12 protein-coding genes and 1 riboswitch are annotated in these 15,621 nt (G+C 62.2%); of the genes, 4 read left to right on the top strand and 8 right to left on the bottom strand.

Features of this window, described 5'->3' with window-relative positions:
- The first annotated feature begins 16 nt into the window (after positions 1 to 16).
- Positions 17 to 985: a substrate-binding periplasmic protein gene (locus tag KXD86_RS08655; RefSeq protein ID WP_218635630.1), complete on the top strand. Its 969-nt coding sequence runs from the start codon at positions 17 to 19 to the stop codon at positions 983 to 985.
- A gap of 200 nt (positions 986 to 1,185) precedes the next feature.
- Entirely contained in the window at positions 1,186 to 2,961 is a 1,776-nt protein-coding gene (locus KXD86_RS08650) for a PQQ-dependent methanol/ethanol family dehydrogenase (protein ID WP_218635629.1), read from the top strand.
- A 61-nt stretch (positions 2,962 to 3,022) separates the two neighbouring features.
- Here KXD86_RS08650 and KXD86_RS08645 read toward each other — a convergent pair whose 3' ends face one another.
- From KXD86_RS08645 to KXD86_RS08635, 3 genes are all read right to left on the bottom strand, one after another.
- Complete coding sequence (locus KXD86_RS08645) at positions 3,023 to 3,808, bottom strand: ABC transporter ATP-binding protein (RefSeq protein WP_218635628.1); 786 nt, start codon at positions 3,806 to 3,808, stop codon at positions 3,023 to 3,025.
- The gene (locus KXD86_RS08640) at positions 3,808 to 4,623 is read right to left on the bottom strand and encodes an ABC transporter permease (RefSeq protein ID WP_218635627.1); all 816 of its coding nucleotides are present in this window, start codon (positions 4,621 to 4,623) and stop codon (positions 3,808 to 3,810) included. The genes KXD86_RS08645 and KXD86_RS08640 overlap by 1 nt, the downstream gene beginning before the upstream one ends.
- Before the next feature lie 65 nt (positions 4,624 to 4,688).
- A riboswitch (guanidine-I (ykkC/yxkD leader) is annotated at positions 4,689 to 4,802 on the bottom strand.
- Positions 4,803 to 4,999: 197 nt separating this feature from the next.
- Positions 5,000 to 6,031 (bottom strand): alpha/beta fold hydrolase, encoded by a 1,032-nt coding sequence (locus tag KXD86_RS08635; protein WP_218635626.1) that lies wholly within the window; start codon positions 6,029 to 6,031, stop codon positions 5,000 to 5,002.
- A 159-nt stretch (positions 6,032 to 6,190) separates the two neighbouring features.
- Between KXD86_RS08635 and glnT the strand changes: the two genes are divergently transcribed.
- A complete protein-coding gene (glnT, locus tag KXD86_RS08630; RefSeq protein WP_218635625.1) occupies positions 6,191 to 7,549 on the top strand; it encodes a type III glutamate--ammonia ligase in 1,359 nt (452 codons plus the stop codon).
- Positions 7,550 to 7,751: 202 nt separating this feature from the next.
- Complete coding sequence (locus tag KXD86_RS08625) at positions 7,752 to 8,621, top strand: bile acid:sodium symporter family protein (protein ID WP_218635624.1); 870 nt, start codon at positions 7,752 to 7,754, stop codon at positions 8,619 to 8,621.
- On the opposite strand, the gene KXD86_RS08620 is transcribed toward KXD86_RS08625, so the two are convergent.
- From KXD86_RS08620 to KXD86_RS08600, 5 genes are all read right to left on the bottom strand, one after another.
- The gene (locus KXD86_RS08620; RefSeq protein ID WP_218635623.1) at positions 8,601 to 9,215 is read right to left on the bottom strand and encodes a TetR family transcriptional regulator; all 615 of its coding nucleotides are present in this window, start codon (positions 9,213 to 9,215) and stop codon (positions 8,601 to 8,603) included. The genes KXD86_RS08625 and KXD86_RS08620 overlap by 21 nt on opposite strands.
- A 221-nt stretch (positions 9,216 to 9,436) precedes the next feature.
- Complete coding sequence (locus KXD86_RS08615) at positions 9,437 to 10,504, bottom strand: putative urea ABC transporter substrate-binding protein (RefSeq protein ID WP_218635622.1); 1,068 nt, start codon at positions 10,502 to 10,504, stop codon at positions 9,437 to 9,439.
- A gap of 56 nt (positions 10,505 to 10,560) precedes the next feature.
- On the bottom strand, positions 10,561 to 14,214 hold the full coding sequence (gene uca, locus KXD86_RS08610; RefSeq protein WP_218635621.1) for an urea carboxylase: 3,654 nt from the start codon (positions 14,212 to 14,214) through the stop codon (positions 10,561 to 10,563).
- A complete protein-coding gene (locus KXD86_RS08605; protein WP_218635620.1) occupies positions 14,205 to 14,843 on the bottom strand; it encodes an urea amidolyase associated protein UAAP2 in 639 nt (212 codons plus the stop codon). Before KXD86_RS08605 ends, uca begins: the two co-directional genes overlap by 10 nt.
- 17 nt (positions 14,844 to 14,860) lie before the next feature.
- A complete protein-coding gene (locus KXD86_RS08600) occupies positions 14,861 to 15,589 on the bottom strand; it encodes an urea amidolyase associated protein UAAP1 (protein ID WP_218635619.1) in 729 nt (242 codons plus the stop codon).
- Positions 15,590 to 15,621: the final 32 nt, after the last annotated feature.

The raw sequence follows: 15,621 nt of genomic DNA, 5'->3' as shown, positions 1-15,621 counted from the left end.
GCGTTGAGGAAAAACAATGAAAGCACTGTCTGGCGTTATCACCCTGCTTCTGGTCTTCCAGTTGGTCTTCGCCCAGGAAGTGGACGACGGGGACCCTCTGCTCAACCGTCCGGCCGACCGGACCTATGACAAAATCATCGAATCCGGCTACCTCAAGGTCGGCGTCTATGAGAATTTTCCGCCCTATTCCTACCAGGTCAACGGTGAACCTCGCGGGATCGACGTCGAAATCGGCCAGCGCATTGCCCGTGAACTGGGTGTGGCATTCCGGGTCCACTGGATCGTGCCGGACGAGAACCTGGGTGACGACCTGCGCAACAACGTCTGGAAAGGCCATTACCTGGCCAAGCGCCGGCTCGCCGACGTGATGATGCGTGTGCCCTACGACAAGGAATACGCCTACATGCAGGACTCCACCGGAGAGTACATCAATGAGCAGGTGGTGCTGTTCGGACCCTACCAGCAGGAGACCTGGCAGATTGCCTTCAACCCGGAAAAACTGGAGTCGGTGTCGACGGTCGCGGTGTTCCAGTACCACCCGATCGGAGTCGAGATCGACACCCTACCGGACTTCTACCTGACCTCCGGGCTGCAGGGACGCATGCGCGAACAGGTGCGCCACTATCCCAATGTCAGGACGGCCTTCGACGCCATGCGGGCGGGAGAGGTCAGTGCCGTTATGGGCATGCGGGCGGAGATCGACCATGAGCTGGCCAAGCCCGAGAACGCCGCGTTCCAGCTGGCCGGCAACGGCTTCCCGGGCCTTGGCAAGCAGGTGTGGGATGTCGGCATGGCCATCAAACATACCCATCGTCAGTTGGGCTACGCCCTCGAGGAAATCATCGGCAACCTGGTCAAGACCGGTGAACTGGATGGGGTATTCGCCAACCTGGAACTGCAGTACAGCGTGCCCCAGTACTACCGGGAGTTTCTCAGCGAGGAAGCCATCGCCAGGGCTGAGGGCAGCCCTCAAGCCCCCCAGTGACCGCCCCAGAGAATGTTGCACGCCGAAGCCCGCGCCCCGTCGCGGGCTTTCTTTTGGGAAGTAGTACTACCAAGTGATGAGAAAACCAGTGCCGGCGAGTAATTGTTGGTTTTTCCATCAAAGCGAAGAATCAGTGCAGAGGCGGGAAATTATCCCGGTTCACCGAAAAACCGAAAACAAGAGAATTGGAGAGCGCAACCATGAGATCGAACAAGTTCGGGATTCGCATTGCTGCCAGCGCACTGGCACTGGCGGTGTCGTACGGGGCCCAGGCGGTCACCGACGAAGACATCATGAACGATGCCAATACCCCTGAAGACATTGTCAGCTATGGCATGGGCACCCAGGGGCAGCGGTTCAGCACCCTGGATGACCTGAATGCCAGCAACATCCAGTACCTGCAGCCGGTCTGGGCCTTCTCCTTCGGCAGTGAAAAGATGCGCGGTCAGGAATCCCAGCCGATGATCAAGGATGGGGTGATGTATGTGACCGCCTCCTATTCCCGCGTGTACGCCATTGACGCCAGGACTGGCGAAGAAATCTGGCAGTACGACGCGCGTCTGCCCGACGGCATCATGCCCTGCTGTGACGTGGTCAACCGGGGTGTCGCACTGTACGACGACAAGGTGATTTTCGGTACCCTCGACGCCAAGCTGGTGGCCCTCAACAAGGACACCGGCAAGCCGATGTGGATCAAGAAGGTCGCTGACTACCAGGCCGGCTACGCCATCACCGCTGCGCCGCTGGTGGTCAAGGGCAAGCTGATCACCGGTGTCTCCGGTGGTGAATTCGGTATTGTCGGCAAGGTCGAAGCCTACGACGCCAACACCGGCGAGAAGCTCTGGACCCGCCCAACGGTCGAGGGCCACATGGGGTTCGTCTACAAGGACGGCAAGGCCATCGAGAACGGTATTTCCGGTGGTGAAGCCGGACGCACCTGGCCCGGCGATATGTGGAAGAACGGCGGCGCCGCGACCTGGCTGGGCGGTACCTACGATCCGGATACCGATTCCCTGTTCTTCGGCACCGGCAACCCGGCCCCGTGGAACTCGCACCTGCGTCCCGGGGACAACCTGTTCTCATCGTCCCGCGTGGCCATTGACCCCAACGATGGCAGCATCAAGTGGCACTTCCAGACCACGCCCCACGACGGTTGGGATTACGATGGCGTCAACGAACTGATCTCCTTCGATTACGAGGAAAACGGCAAGACCGTCAAGGCGGCTGCGACGGCCGACCGTAATGGTTTCATGTACGTCCTGAATCGCGAGAACGGCGACTTCATCCGGGGCTTCCCGTTCGTCGATAAGATCACCTGGGCCAAGGGGCTGGATCCCAAGACCGGTCGTCCGATCTTTACCGACGATGGCCGTCCGGGTGACCCCAATGCCACCGATGGCACCAAGGGTAACCCGGTCGTCGCCCAGCCGGCCTTCCTGGGTGGCAAGAACTGGATGCCCATGGCGTACAGCCAGAACACCGGCCTGTTCTACGTGCCGTCCAACGAGTGGTCCATGGACATCTGGAACGAGCCGGTTTCCTACAAGAAAGGCGCGGCCTTCCTGGGTGCTGGCTTCACCATCAAGCCGGCGAACGACGATTACATCGGCGTGCTGCGCGCGATGGATCCGAAAACCGGCAAGGAAGTGTGGCGTCACGAGAATACCGCGCCTCTGTGGGGTGGTGTGATGACGACGGCCGGTGACCTGGTGTTCACCGGTACCCCCGAGGGCTACCTGAAGGCGTTCGACGCCAAGACCGGCGAAGAGCTCTACAAGTTCAACACCGGCTCCGGCGTGGTGGGTACCCCTGTCACCTGGGAGATGGACGGCGAGCAGTACGTCTCCGTGGCCTCCGGCTGGGGTGGTGCGGTTCCACTCTGGGGGGGTGAAGTGGCCAAGGTGGTGAAGGAGTTCAACCAGGGCGGTATGGTCTGGACCTTCAAACTGCCGAAGGATCGGGTTGCCAGCAACTGATCCCGGCCAGGAAAGAACAAGGTCGCCCTCGGGCGACCTTTTTTGTGCCTGACCGCTGCCCTCAGGCAGCCTGGTGCCGAGCGGTCTCCGCCACCGATTGATGGATGTCGTCCAGCAGCTTGCGATCGGTCCGCCCGATGGGCAGGTCGTAGGTGATGGTGGCCCCGAAGGCCTGTGGGTCGTGCGGGTCATTGCGGACCTTGTCGAACACCAGCAATCGGGTGCCCAGATAGAAGCCTTCCTGGAGATCGTGGGTCACCATGAAGATGGTGGTGCCGGTTTCCTGCCAGAGTTTCAGCAGCAGGTCGTGCATGTCACCGCGAATGCCGGGATCGAGGGCGCCAAAGGGTTCGTCCAGCAACAGCACCCGTGGGCGCATGATCAGGGACTGGGCGATGGCCAGCCGTTGCTGCATGCCGCCCGACAGTTCGTGGGGCCATTTGTGAGCAGACGGGGTCAGGCCCACTGACTCCAGCATGGCATCCACGCGCTCCAATGCTTCCCGTCGGGCGGTGCCGAACAGTTTGCCGAGCCAGGGTTTCTGTTCCAGTTCCAGGCCCATCAGCACGTTCTGGCGGACCGTCAGGTGTGGGAACACCGAGTAACGCTGGAACACGATGCCCCGGTTGCGGTCCGGTTCGGCCGGAAACGCCTCACCTTCCAGCAACAGCTCACCACGGCTGGCGGTTTCCTGGCCCAGCAGCATCTTCAAAAAGGTGGATTTACCACAGCCGGAGGCGCCTACCAGCGTGCAGAACTCGCCCTGTTTGACGTTCAGGTTCAGGTTTTCCAGGACCACCTGGTCACCGTATTCCTTCCACAGTTTGTTGACGGTGATGAAGCTCATCAGTGGCCTCCTGCGTTGTACCACGGGAACAACCTGCGGTTGGCGAGGCGCAGGCACTGGTCGATGACGATGGCGAGAATGGTGATCCAGATGACGTAGGGCAGGATCACATCCATGGCCAGGTAGCGGCGGACCAGGAAGATCCGGTAACCGAGGCCTTCGGTGGAGGCGATGGCCTCGGCGGCAATAAGGAACAGCCAGGCCGGTCCCAGGCTCAGACGCACGGCATCGATCAGCCGGGGCAACACCTGGGGCAGGGCCATCCGGGTGATGACCTGCCAGGAATTCGCCCCCAGGGTCTGGATCTTGATCAGCTGTTCGCCGGGCAGCTCGCGCACCCGCTGGGCGACATCGCGCATCATGATCGGGGCGGTGCCGATGACGATCAGCATGACCTTGGACAGTTCGCCGAGGCCGAACACGATAAAGAGGATGGGCAGGATGGCCAGTGGCGGCACCATGGACAGGGCCGACACCAGGGGCGCGAGGTTGGCCCGAACCAGCGGCAGCACGCCATTGAGAAGCCCGACGAACAGCGCCAGCAGGGCGGCAATGCCAACCCCCATGCCCAGGCGGGCCAGGCTGGCGGTGGTGTCCTGCCACATCAGGATATCGCCGCTGCGACGGTCTTCCTGGAACGCCATACGGTCGACCGCAGCCGTCATCTGTTCCAGGCCGGGCAGCAGTTTGTCATTCGGGTTGTCTGCCAGTCGCTCCTGGGAGGCAAGGCCGTAGACCAGCATGATGAGCAGGAAGGGTAACAGCCCCAGTAGGGTGGCAGAGACCCGCCCGGGGCGGCGGTTGATCAATCGCATAAGGCTTCTCCTCGGGTCACACAACACGGCATGGTCATCGCAGATCGGCAATCGCGTGCGAGTCTGTCTCCCGGGCTTTTGTCCCGCCGTGTAACCTCCCAGAGGTCGGTAACTCTCGGACCAGCCACCCGGGCTGGTGGTGTATCCCTGCCCGGATCGGAACCCTAGTCACCCATTGTTGTCCGTTGTCTTGGCCGCACCGTCTGCGGTGTTCTGTGAATGGCTGCTGTGCACGGATAAGGGTTTGGTAAACCGTCACTGCTTTCGTTGCAGACTGCGTGCCAAGCCTCCAGGAACCGCATCATCCGGAGCCCTCCGCAAACGGGCCGATCCAAACAGGGCACCAATACGGGGCGCTGAGAGTGGCTGTGCACCGTTACCGCTCCCGTCGGGCCAGCAGGGCCTCGGCCATCGACAGGATCTGGTGATCGCTTGCCGCTTCCCGGCCCGGGCCGCCGGCGATATGCCCCCAGTCGGACGTCAGAGGCCGCACGCTTGCGCCGGGCATGCCCCGGGCGTCGGTTGCCGCGTCTTCAGCGGTGAAATAGAGGTCGGTGGTCGAGGGCATCAGGCAGGCGGGCATGGTGATGGCTGACAGCGCGGCGGCGTAGTCGCCGGTAAAAACCGGGTTGTCGGCGATGTTGCCCCGTTGCCAGGTGTCCAGAACCGTGAGCAGGTTGTTGGCGTCCTGGCTCAGGTGGTCCTGTTCCCAGCATTGCAGCAGGTGTTCAATGGATTCAAAGCCGGCCTCTCGCCATTGTTCGTGACGAAAGAACGCCTGGGAGTACGCCCAGCCGGCGTATACCCGGGCAAAGGCCCGGAGCCCTCGAACCGGCGGTGTCCGGTAGTGACCGTTCTGGAAGTCCCGGTCACAGGTCAGGGCCGCTTTCACGCCTTCCAGGAAGACGCGGTTGTGAGGGTGGCACCGGGCCGTACAGCAGGTGGCGAGAACCGCCCCGACCCGGTCTGGGAACAGGCTGCCCCACTGCAGTGCCTGCATGCCGCCCATGGACCAGCCCATCACCAGGGCCAGTCGGGCGCCGCCGAATACCTCGTCAACCAGCCGTTTCTGAAGCTGTACGTTGTCGAACAGGCTGACCCGGGGAAACCGGTGCCCAGCCTGTGCCCCGAAGGTGTTGGCGGGGGACGAGGATTCGCCGGCCCCGAGCAGCGATGGAATGACGATGCAGTACTGGTCCGGATCCAGGGGGCTGTCGGCACCGAACCAGGGGTGATTGCCGGCGGCCGCACCACCGTAGTACGTGGGTAAGAGGATCAGGTTGTCTTTTGGTGCGTTCAGTTCCCCGATCTGGTGGTAGTGCAGTCTGGCCGAGAACAGGGTCTCGCCGCTCGAAAGGGCAAGGTCGCCTGCTTCGAAGTCTTCGATAATCCACTGTTTTTCGGACATTTGTGCCTCGTCTGAAAACCCCTGGCAGGGCAGGGGTCGTTGCCCCTTGTGTCTTTTACATACATGCTGGCATGTAAGTTGAATGGTGGGTTCCAAGAAAGAAACGTGCCAGAAATCCATTGATCGGCCCGGCAAGCCCGGGCCACGCGAGGAATCACCATGACCGACCTGACCGACACCAAGGCCCTGCAGCAATCGCTGGCCGAAACGGGTGTGAAATACGCCATTGCCAGCTACGTGGACATCCACGGGGTGAGCAAGGGCAAGTTTGTACCCATCGCCCATCTGGGGCAGATGATGGAAGGCTCCGAGCTTTACACCGGCGCCGCGCTCGATGGCGTGCCCCAGGACATCTCCGACGATGAAGTGGCCGCCATGCCGGATGCCGCTGGCGTCGCAGTATGCCCCTGGAACCGCCAACTGGCCTGGTTTCCCGGAAACCTGTACCTGAATGGCGAACCGTTCGAGGCCTGCTCCCGCAACGTCTTCCGGCGTCAGCTGAGTGCCGCCGAGGAGATGGGCTACCAGTTCAACCTGGGAATAGAAACCGAGTTTTTCCTGTTTCGGGATACCGAGGACGGTGGCTTTGCCCCCCTCAGCGACCGCGACAACCTGGGCAAGCCCTGTTACGACCCCCGCACCCTGATGGACAATCTGCCGATCATGGACGAACTGGTGGATGCCATGAACGAGCTGGGATGGGATGTCTATTCGTTCGACCATGAGGACGCCAACGGCCAGTTCGAAACCGACTTCAAGTACGCCGACGGCCTGACCATGGCGGACCGCCTGGTGTTCTTCCGGATGATGGCCAACGAAATTGCCCGCAAGCACGGCGCGTTCGCCAGTTTCATGCCCAAACCTTTCGCGGACCGGACCGGCAGCGGCGCCCACTACAATATGTCCCTGGCCGACCTCAAAACCGGCGAGAACCTGTTTGAGCCCCAGGGCGACGATCTCCACAACTGCGGCATCAGCAAGATCGCCTACCACTTCATTGCTGGTGTGCTGAAGCACGGCGCCGCCATCAGTGCGGTGATTGCCCCGACCGTGAACAGCTATAAGCGCCTGGTGCGTCAGGGCAGTATGTCGGGTTCCACCTGGGCGCCGGTGTTCATGTGCTACGGCTCCAACAACCGCACCAACATGATCCGGATTCCAAGCATGGGCGGGCGGATCGAATGTCGGGCAGCGGATATCGCCTGCAACCCCTACCTGGGCGGCGCCCTGATTCTGGCCGCCGGCCTGGAGGGCATTCGCGAGGGACTGGATGCGGGCGAGCCTCATCACGAGAATATGTACAACTACAGCGATGCGGATATTGCCGAGCAGGGCATTGAGTACCTGCCCCGCAACCTGGGGGAGGCCGTCGCGGCGTTCGAGGCGGACCCGTTGGCCAAGGAGGTGTTCGGTGAGGCGCTGTTCAACAGCTTCATCGAGTACAAGCAGGGCGAGTGGGAAAGCTACCAGAACCACGTGTCTTCCTGGGAGCTGGAGCGCTACCTGAAGATGTTCTGACACTCACCCGCCGGGCAATGGGGACGAATGCGGTCGTCCCCAGCAGAATCTCCGGCACAACACTGTCAAATTGTTTACATTCTGACTCAGTTCTTTCGACTAGACTGTCGCGCGAATGCCAGTGGGCATGATATTCATCAAGTTGCCTCGCCATTTTGCCCGGGCCTGGTCTCAATCAACAATAATAACGAGGAGTCACACCGTGGAGTCCAGTCCGCTGATCTCGATCGGCCTGCCAGTCTCGCTTTTCATCATCATGGTTGGCATCGGCCTGACCCTGACGCTCCGGGATTTTGGCCAGGTTACCCGGAACCCCCGAAGCATTGTCGTGGGCACGGTTGCCCAGATTGTTGTAATGCCCCTGGTGGCCTTCGCCATTGCCGGCACGTTGGGGCTGGCGCCGGCGCTCGCGGTCGGCCTGGTGATCATTGCCGCCTGCCCCGGTGGCACCACCTCCAACCTCTTTGTGCTGCTGGCCCGGGGCCACATTGCCCTGTCCATCCTGCTGACCGTCTCGGCCAGTCTGATCACCATCGTGACCCTGCCGTTTTTCACCAATTACGCCCTGCAGATGTACTTCGGTGAGGCTGCCAACATTTCCCTGCCGGTGGGCAAGACCATCGCCATGCTGGTGGTCATCGTGTTGCTGCCGGTGTCCATTGGCATGTTCATCCGCACCCGGGCCCCGGCCAAGGCGCAAAAAGCCGAAGGCATCGTCAGCATTTTCGGCGGCATTGTGCTGCTGTTGCTGATCGTCGCCCTGCTGTGGGGTTCCCGGGAGCGGTTGCCCGAGCTGCTCTCCCAGGCGGGGCCGGCGGCCTTCCTGCTCAACCTGATCGGTGTCGCCATTGGGCTTGGTGCCAGTCGCCTGGCGGGCCTGTCCCAGCGGGAATCCCTGGCGATCGCCGTGGAGTTGGGTATCAAGAACGGCACCATTGCGCTGATGGTGGCTCTGACCCTGCTCGAGTCCAGCGAAATGTCGATCCCGGCGGTGGTCTACAGCGTGTTGATGTACGGCTTTGGCTGCATCCTGATCGCCATGGGGCGCAGGCTAGTGCCCGCTCCCCAGTAACCGCCAGAACTGGCGCTGGAAGAACGGCGCCTGCTGCTTCAGCGAGAACAGCCGGGGGGAGAACAGCCAGGTCTGGGTGATGCCCATCAGATAGGTGTAGCCCAACAGCCCGAGGTCTTCCGGCGCTTCCTCCGATGTTATCCGCCCGTCCTTCTGAGCTCGCTCCACGAGAGCCTGAAACAGGGCAATGATCGATCGGGTCAACTGCCGTTCCCGTTTCAGGGTCCGGTTCATGGCCTCCGTCAGCTCGGTCTTGTTCAGCAGGATCTCGAACGACTGCCGGTACTTCCGGTCATTGGCGAGCAAGCCCAGCCAGCGTTCAATGAAGTGATTCAAGCCATCGATTGGGGTGTCGTTCATGGCCCGGCATTCGGCGACCAGGGCCTCCAGCGGTTCCTGGGAGTAGGCCAGCACCGCCTCGTACAGATCGTCCTTGGTCTGGAAGTGCCAGTAGATCGGCCCCCGACTGCAGCCGGCTTCCTTCGCAATTCGACTGAGCGTGGTCAGCGAATACCCGTCCCGGCTGAAGAGCGTTAACGCTGCGTCAAGCACTGTCTGTCGGGTTTTCTCGGCGTCTTCCTTGGTACGGCGCATCGGTTTCGAAAACTCTGTGACAACTGTGAGCTCTGAAGGTTGGTGCGGGGTCCCCTTTACGAAACTGTGCGCAGCCATGGATGGCGGAGCTCAAGCGTCACATGGACGTGCCGCAAGGAGCGTGTTTCGTAAAGGGGACCCCGCACCAACCCTCCCCAGGGAATGAAAAAGGGCACGAATATCGTGCCCTTCGGTGGTTGATCAGGCAAGTCCGTATGAGCTTAGAGCCCGCCGTCCGCCGCCATCTCCATGTAGTCATCGTTGAAGCGCAGCTTCACGTTGCCCTCGTCACCCATGACCGAACCGTCCGGGAACTCGATGCCGACGAAGTCCGGGCTCATCGCGCCCTGACCCAGCAGGCCCTTGTCGAAGGAAAACTGGCGAACGCTGTCCATCGCCTCGTGGGCTTCCTCGCTGTTGATGAAGTCCACCGACATCTGTGGCTCCCAGAACATCTTCATGCCAGCCAGCTGGGCTTCATAACCGGCCTGATCGGTACCGGAGAGTTCGCCCAGGAACGCGCGGGCTTCCTGACCTTCTTTGCTGTCGGACGACAGAATGCTCATGGTTTCATACCAGGCGCCAACCAGCGCCTTGCCCAGCTTGGGGTTGTCGGCCAGGGTCTCGGTGTTCACCAGGGTCAGATCCTTGATGTGGCCCGGGATCTCGCTGGAATCGAACAGCTTGGTCGCACCGGGGTAGGCTTCCACTTCCGCCAGTAGCGGGTTCCACGTCGCCACGTGGCGAACGTCGTCGGTCTGGAACGCAGAAACCAGATCGGCGTCAGAAATGTTCACCACGCTGATGTCGCGCTCTTCCAGGCCTACGGTGTTCAGAGCCCGGACCAGCAGGTAGTGGGATACGGACAGCTCCACCAGGTGCACGGTTTCGCCTTCCAGCTCGGCGATGGTCTTGGCGTCCTTGGACACCAGGCCGTCATTGCCGTTGGAGTAATCACCCACTATCAGCGCGGTGGTGTCGACACCCGAGGCGGCGGGAATGGAGAGCCCGTCCATGCTGGTGGCCACCACACCGTCGAACTGGCCGGCGGTGAATTGGTTGATGGATTCGATGTAGTCGTTGACCTGCACAATATCGACATCGATGTCGTACTTGTCGGCCCACTTCTTCATGATTCCGTAGTCCTCGGCATACTGCCAGGGCACCCAGCCGGCGTAGATGGTCCAGGCGATGCTGAAGGAGTCCTTCTCCTGGGCGAGTGCGCCCAACGACAGGGAGGCCGTTACCAGACCGGCTGCAACACGTTTGCTGAAGTCACGCTTTTTCATGGTTACTCTCCTGGGGCTTTGCCCGTTTTTGAAGGTTTGGTGTTCTGCGGTTGTTATCATTCGCGCTGTTGGCATTCATTCCGTGTTTCCTCAACGATCACCACCGGGGTACCCGGGGCGACCGACTGGCCGGCTTCCCGGCGCACCTCCACCACCCGGCCACTGACCGGGCTCAGCAGTTCGATTTCCATTTTCATGGACTCGATGATCGCCACGGGCCGCTGGGCTTCGATGGTGTCACCGGCCTGCACCAGGCACTCCCACAGGTTGCCGGCTACGTGGCTTTCCACCGCGTGCTGGCCGGCCGGGAGGTTGGCGATGTCGTCCTCTCCGGTGTCTTCCAGCGGCGCTTCGGCACTGAAGTTGATCTGGCCGGACTCGATCCAGCGTTGCAGTTCCTCATCGAAGGCCTGTTGGCGCCGGCTGGTGAAGTCACGGACGTCGTCGTGGTTGTCTGCGAGGAACTGTTCATAGTCCCTGAGGTTGAAGCGGGTCTCCTCGACCCGGATCGGGTAATCGCCGTTGGGAAAGTCGCGCCGGATCCGTTGCAGTTCGGCGGCGCTGACTTCGTAAAAGCGCACTTGGTCGAAGAACCGGAGCAGCCACGGCTTGCCCTCTTCGAAGAATTCGGTGGTGCGATAGCGGTTCCACATCTGCAGGGTGCGCCCCACGAACTGGTAGCCCCCGGGGCCCTCCATCCCATAGATGCACAGGTAGGCGCCGCCGATGCCGACGGAGTTCTCCGCGGTCCAGGTCCGGGCCGGGTTGTACTTGGTGGTGACCAGCCGATGTCGGGGATCCAGTGGCGTCGCCACCGGCGCGCCGAGGTAGACGTCGCCCAGTCCCATCACCAGGTAGCTGGCCTCAAACAGGGTTTTCTTGACCTGCTCGATGCTCTCCAGGCCATTGATGCGCCGGATGAATTCCAGGTTGCTGGGGCACCAGGGGGCGTCCTTGCGTACCGACTGCATGTATTTGGCAATGGCGGTGTGGCAGGCCTCGTCGTCCCAGGACAGGGGCAGGTGCACAATGCGGGCGGGAACGTCCCATTCCGGCTGCTGCTCCAGTTCCTTTTCGGCGCCGATCAGCAGGTCCAGCAAGGTGTGCTGGTCCAGCTTGCGGCTGTCGTAATGCACCTGCAGGGAGCGAATGCCCGGCGTCAGCTCCAGAATGGCCGGATGATTGCGGTCCCGGAGCCAGAGCATCAGCGCGTGGGCCCGGAAGCGCAGGCGGATATCCAGTTCCATGGGGCCGTATTCAACCAGCACGTAGTTGTCGCCAGCGGCGCGATAGACCACGCCGGTTTCGTGCTGGTCGGTGCTCAGTGCCGCCAAAACCGGCGTCTCTGGCCGGGTGGGCGTCATGTTCAGGGCGGCTGGGGAGGCGGCGGAGAGCCCGGCCACGGAGTCGTCCTGGGCACGGCGCAGGTCCACCGCCTGGTCCTGGCTGACCGGCACAAACCGGACCTTGTCGCCGGCCTTGAGCTGACCCAGTTTCCAGAGATCCGCGCTGATGACCGTGACCGGACAGACGAATCCGCCGAGGCTGGGCCCGTCCGGGCCGAGGATCACCGGCATGTCCCCGGTGAAATCCACGGTGCCCACCGCGTAGGCGTTGTCATGGATGTTGGACGGGTGCATGCCGGCTTCGCCACCGTCACTGCGGGCCCATTCGGGTTTCGGTCCGATCAGGCGCACGCCGGTGCGGCTGGAGTTGTAGTGAATCTCCCAGTCGCTGTCGAAAAAAGTGTCGATGTCCCGCTCGGTAAAATAGTCCGGCGCGCCATGGGGACCGTAGGTCACGTGCAATTGCCAGGTCTTGCCGATGGCCGGTTTCAGGTCCGTCGGCACGGTGGCCGCGGCGACCGGTTCGGCGTCCGGCAGGGTGAGCACATCGCCGGCGCGCAGGGCCCGGCCGCAATGGCCGCCGAACTGGCCCAGGGTGAAGGTACTGCAGGAGGTCAGATATTCCGGGCAGGTCAGCCCGCCCCGGAACAGGACATAGGCCCGGGCGCCGTCCGCGGTGGTGGCGCCCAGTTTCAGGGTGGCGCCTGCAGGCACATCGACGACCTGCCAGAACCCAACCGGTTCATCGTTCAGGCTGGCGCTGAGTTCGGCGCCGGTCAGGACAATCTGGGTCGGTCGGTTAAAGACCAGGGTCGGGCCCTTGAGGGTGATTTCCAGACCGGGGACGCCCTCATCGTTACCCAGCAGCCGGTTGCCGAGCCGGAACGAATAGCTGTCGAACGGGCCGGAGGGTGGCACGCCGACTTCCCAGTAACCGATCCGGCCCGGGTAATCCTGGACGGTCGTCAGGGTGCCGCCGTTGACGACGTCGACGGTGGCGGGGCGGTAATCGAATTCATTGAGGGTGCGGGTGAACAGGCGGCCCTCGATGAAGCGCGGGTCGTCCAGGACCTGGCGTACGTAGTTGAGGTTGGTTTCGATGCCGTACAGCTGGCTGTCGTCCAGTGCGCTGATCAGGTGCTGGCGGGCGGTTTCACGATCCCGGTCATGGACAATCACCTTGGCCAGCATCGGGTCGAACAGGGGCGATACCTCCGTACCCGGTTGTATCCAGTGGTCGATCCGCAGGCTGTCGTCGTCAGGCCACCGGACGTTGGTCAGCAGGCCGGCGCTGGGCTGGAAGTCCTTGTTGGGGTCCTCGGCGTAGAGTCGCACCTGTATGGCGTGGCCATCCGGTGTCAACGTGCTGGCCAGTTTCGTCAGGTCGGGCAGGGTGCCCATACCCAGTTGCACCATCCAGCGGACGATATCGACCCCATAGACCTGCTCCGTGACCCCGTGCTCCACCTGCAAGCGGGTGTTGACCTCGAGGAAGTAGAACTCGGCGGTGTCCGGGTCATAGATGAATTCCACGGTGCCGGCGCTGCGATAGGCGATGCGCTCGCCCAGCTGGCGGGCGGTGGTGTGCATGCGCTCACGAACGGTATCGGTCAGCCCCGGCGCCGGGGCTTCTTCAATCACCTTCTGGTTGCGGCGCTGGGCCGAGCAATCGCGCTCGCCCAGGGCAACGACCCGGCCCTCGCCGTCACCGAACAGCTGCACCTCAATGTGGCGGGCGTGTTCGACGAATTTCTCCAGGAACACGCCGCTGTTGCTGAAATTGTTCTGGCTCAGACGCTGGACCGATTCGAAACTGTTGCGCAGGTCCTCTGCGCCGTAACAGCGGGACATGCCGATACCGCCACCACCGGCGGTGCTCTTGAGCATCACCGGGTAGCCAATCTGCTCGGCAGCGGCCAGGGCGGCGTCCAGGTCCGAGAGCAAGTCGGTACCGGGCAGCAGCGGCACACCAGCCGCTTCCGCCAGGGCACGGGCGGTGTGTTTCAGGCCGAATTGTTCCATCTGTTCGGGGGTGGGGCCCAGGAACACCACGCCCCCGGCCTCACAGCGGCGGGCGAACTCGGCGTTTTCGCTGAGAAAGCCATAACCCGGATGGATGGCGCCGGCACCGCTCGCCGCCAGGACCTCAAACAGTTTGTCCTGATCCAGATAGGTGGCTGCCGCAGACCCGTCCCCCAATGGCCAGGCCTCATCGGCCTGACGCACATGGAGCGAGTCGGCATCGGCCTCGGCGTACACCGCAACCGAGGTCATGCCCATCTCGCGCAGGGTCCGGATGATCCGGCAGGCAATGGCGCCCCGGTTGGCAATCAGCACCTTGTCGACCTGTCGGTTCAGCTCCATACCAGCACCTCGATCGGTGTCGGGTTGTAGGCGTTGCAAGGGTTGTTCAGCTGCGGGCAGTTGGAAATCATCACCAGCACATCCATTTCAGCCCGCAGCTCGACGTATTTGCCGGCGTCGGAGATGCCGTCGGCAAAGGTCAGCCCGCCGTCGGCGGTGACCGGCACGTTCATGAAGAAGTTGATGTTGTGGGTAATGTCCCGCTTGGTCATGCCCAGCTCGTCGTGCTCGGTGACCGCCACCAGCCAGCTGTCGCGGCAGGCGTGCATGCATTTCTTTTCCAGGGCATAGCGGGTGGTGTTGCTTTCGGCGGCACAGGCGCCGCCAAGGGTGTCGTGACGGCCGCACGTGTCGGCCGTGATTTCCAGCATCACGTTGTTTTCCGAGGACATCAGCTTCGAGCCCGCGGTCAGGTAGACGTTGCCCTGCTCGCGAATGGTGTCCACCGCACTGTAACGTTCGGTCGGGTTGTGGGCGTTGTAGAACAGGGTGTCGGCAGCCTGGTTGCCTTCCAGGTCCAGGATGCGGACGGTCTCCCCGGTCTTGACCACTTTCAGGAAATACTCACCCGCCGGGACGATCTCGCGGAATTGGGCAGTCTCGGGATGCAGTTCGCTCTCTTTAATCATGTCCGGCCTCCTCGCGATCAGGGCTGCATCAGGTGATACAGGGCGGTGTTGGCGAAGGCGCGGGTGGCCTCCGGCGACGAAATCTTGCAGGGATCGGCATCGGTCACCGGCGCGGCCCTGAAGAGCTGGTAACGCAGGGGATGGCTGGGGTACTCGGCGGCGGTGTTGAGCGGGTGCGGGCAGGTGTGCAGCACCACAATGGTGTCCATCTCGAACCGCAGGTCCACGGTAGCGCCGGCGTGGGAATGATCGCGGACGTACGCCATATTGCCGTCGTCGTCGGTTTTGACCTTGCTGAACCAGTTCAGGTTGGCGGTGAGGTCCTTCTTGCCCAGACCGTATTTGGCCAGTTCGTTCAGGAAGCTGGAAAACCCGTTGCGGTGGTAGTGGTTGTGGGCGTCCTGATAGGTTTTCCGGCCCCAGCGCTGCGCCACCAGGTCGGCGTTGCAGGTACCGCTGACGGTATCGTGCCAGCCCAAATCGTCACGAATGATGGAGGCAAAAACCCGGCCCATGTCGGATAACAGGACATGGCCCCGGGTCAGCAGGAAGGTGTGCTGGTTCTTCAGGGTGTCCGGCATGTTGTACCGCTCGAGCGGGTTCTCGGGGTTGTACATCAACATGCCGACATTGGCACCGCCGGTTTCGTCGATCAGGCGCAGCACGTGGCCGCGGCGCATGATGAAGGACCAGTGGGATCCGCCGGGAATCAGATCGTCGTAGAGGGGGGTTGCGGTGTGCAACATAACCTTTTCCTCATGGCTGGGTGTGTTTCAAA

The organism is Marinobacter arenosus (assembly GCF_019264345.1).
GTDB classification, from domain to species: Bacteria; Pseudomonadota; Gammaproteobacteria; order Pseudomonadales; family Oleiphilaceae; genus Marinobacter; species Marinobacter arenosus.
Note: the sequence above shows the minus strand (reverse complement) of the source record. Positions and strands in the feature narration are given on the sequence as shown.

What these genes read in the sequence shown, in the direction of transcription:
- KXD86_RS08655 (WP_218635630.1), top strand. Translation starts at nt 17, where the DNA reads ATGAAAGCACTGTCTGGCGTTATCACCCTGCTTCTGGTCTTCCAGTTG.
- KXD86_RS08650 (WP_218635629.1), top strand. Translation starts at nt 1,186, where the DNA reads ATGAGATCGAACAAGTTCGGGATTCGCATTGCTGCCAGCGCACTGGCA.
- KXD86_RS08645 (WP_218635628.1), bottom strand. Translation starts at nt 3,808, where the DNA reads ATGAGCTTCATCACCGTCAACAAACTGTGGAAGGAATACGGTGACCAG.
- KXD86_RS08640 (WP_218635627.1), bottom strand. Translation starts at nt 4,623, where the DNA reads ATGCGATTGATCAACCGCCGCCCCGGGCGGGTCTCTGCCACCCTACTG.
- KXD86_RS08635 (WP_218635626.1), bottom strand. Translation starts at nt 6,031, where the DNA reads ATGTCCGAAAAACAGTGGATTATCGAAGACTTCGAAGCAGGCGACCTT.
- glnT (WP_218635625.1), top strand. Translation starts at nt 6,191, where the DNA reads ATGACCGACCTGACCGACACCAAGGCCCTGCAGCAATCGCTGGCCGAA.
- KXD86_RS08620 (WP_218635623.1), bottom strand. Translation starts at nt 9,215, where the DNA reads ATGCGCCGTACCAAGGAAGACGCCGAGAAAACCCGACAGACAGTGCTT.
- KXD86_RS08615 (WP_218635622.1), bottom strand. Translation starts at nt 10,504, where the DNA reads ATGAAAAAGCGTGACTTCAGCAAACGTGTTGCAGCCGGTCTGGTAACG.
- uca (WP_218635621.1), bottom strand. Translation starts at nt 14,214, where the DNA reads ATGGAGCTGAACCGACAGGTCGACAAGGTGCTGATTGCCAACCGGGGC.
- KXD86_RS08605 (WP_218635620.1), bottom strand. Translation starts at nt 14,843, where the DNA reads ATGATTAAAGAGAGCGAACTGCATCCCGAGACTGCCCAATTCCGCGAG.
- KXD86_RS08600 (WP_218635619.1), bottom strand. Translation starts at nt 15,589, where the DNA reads ATGTTGCACACCGCAACCCCCCTCTACGACGATCTGATTCCCGGCGGA.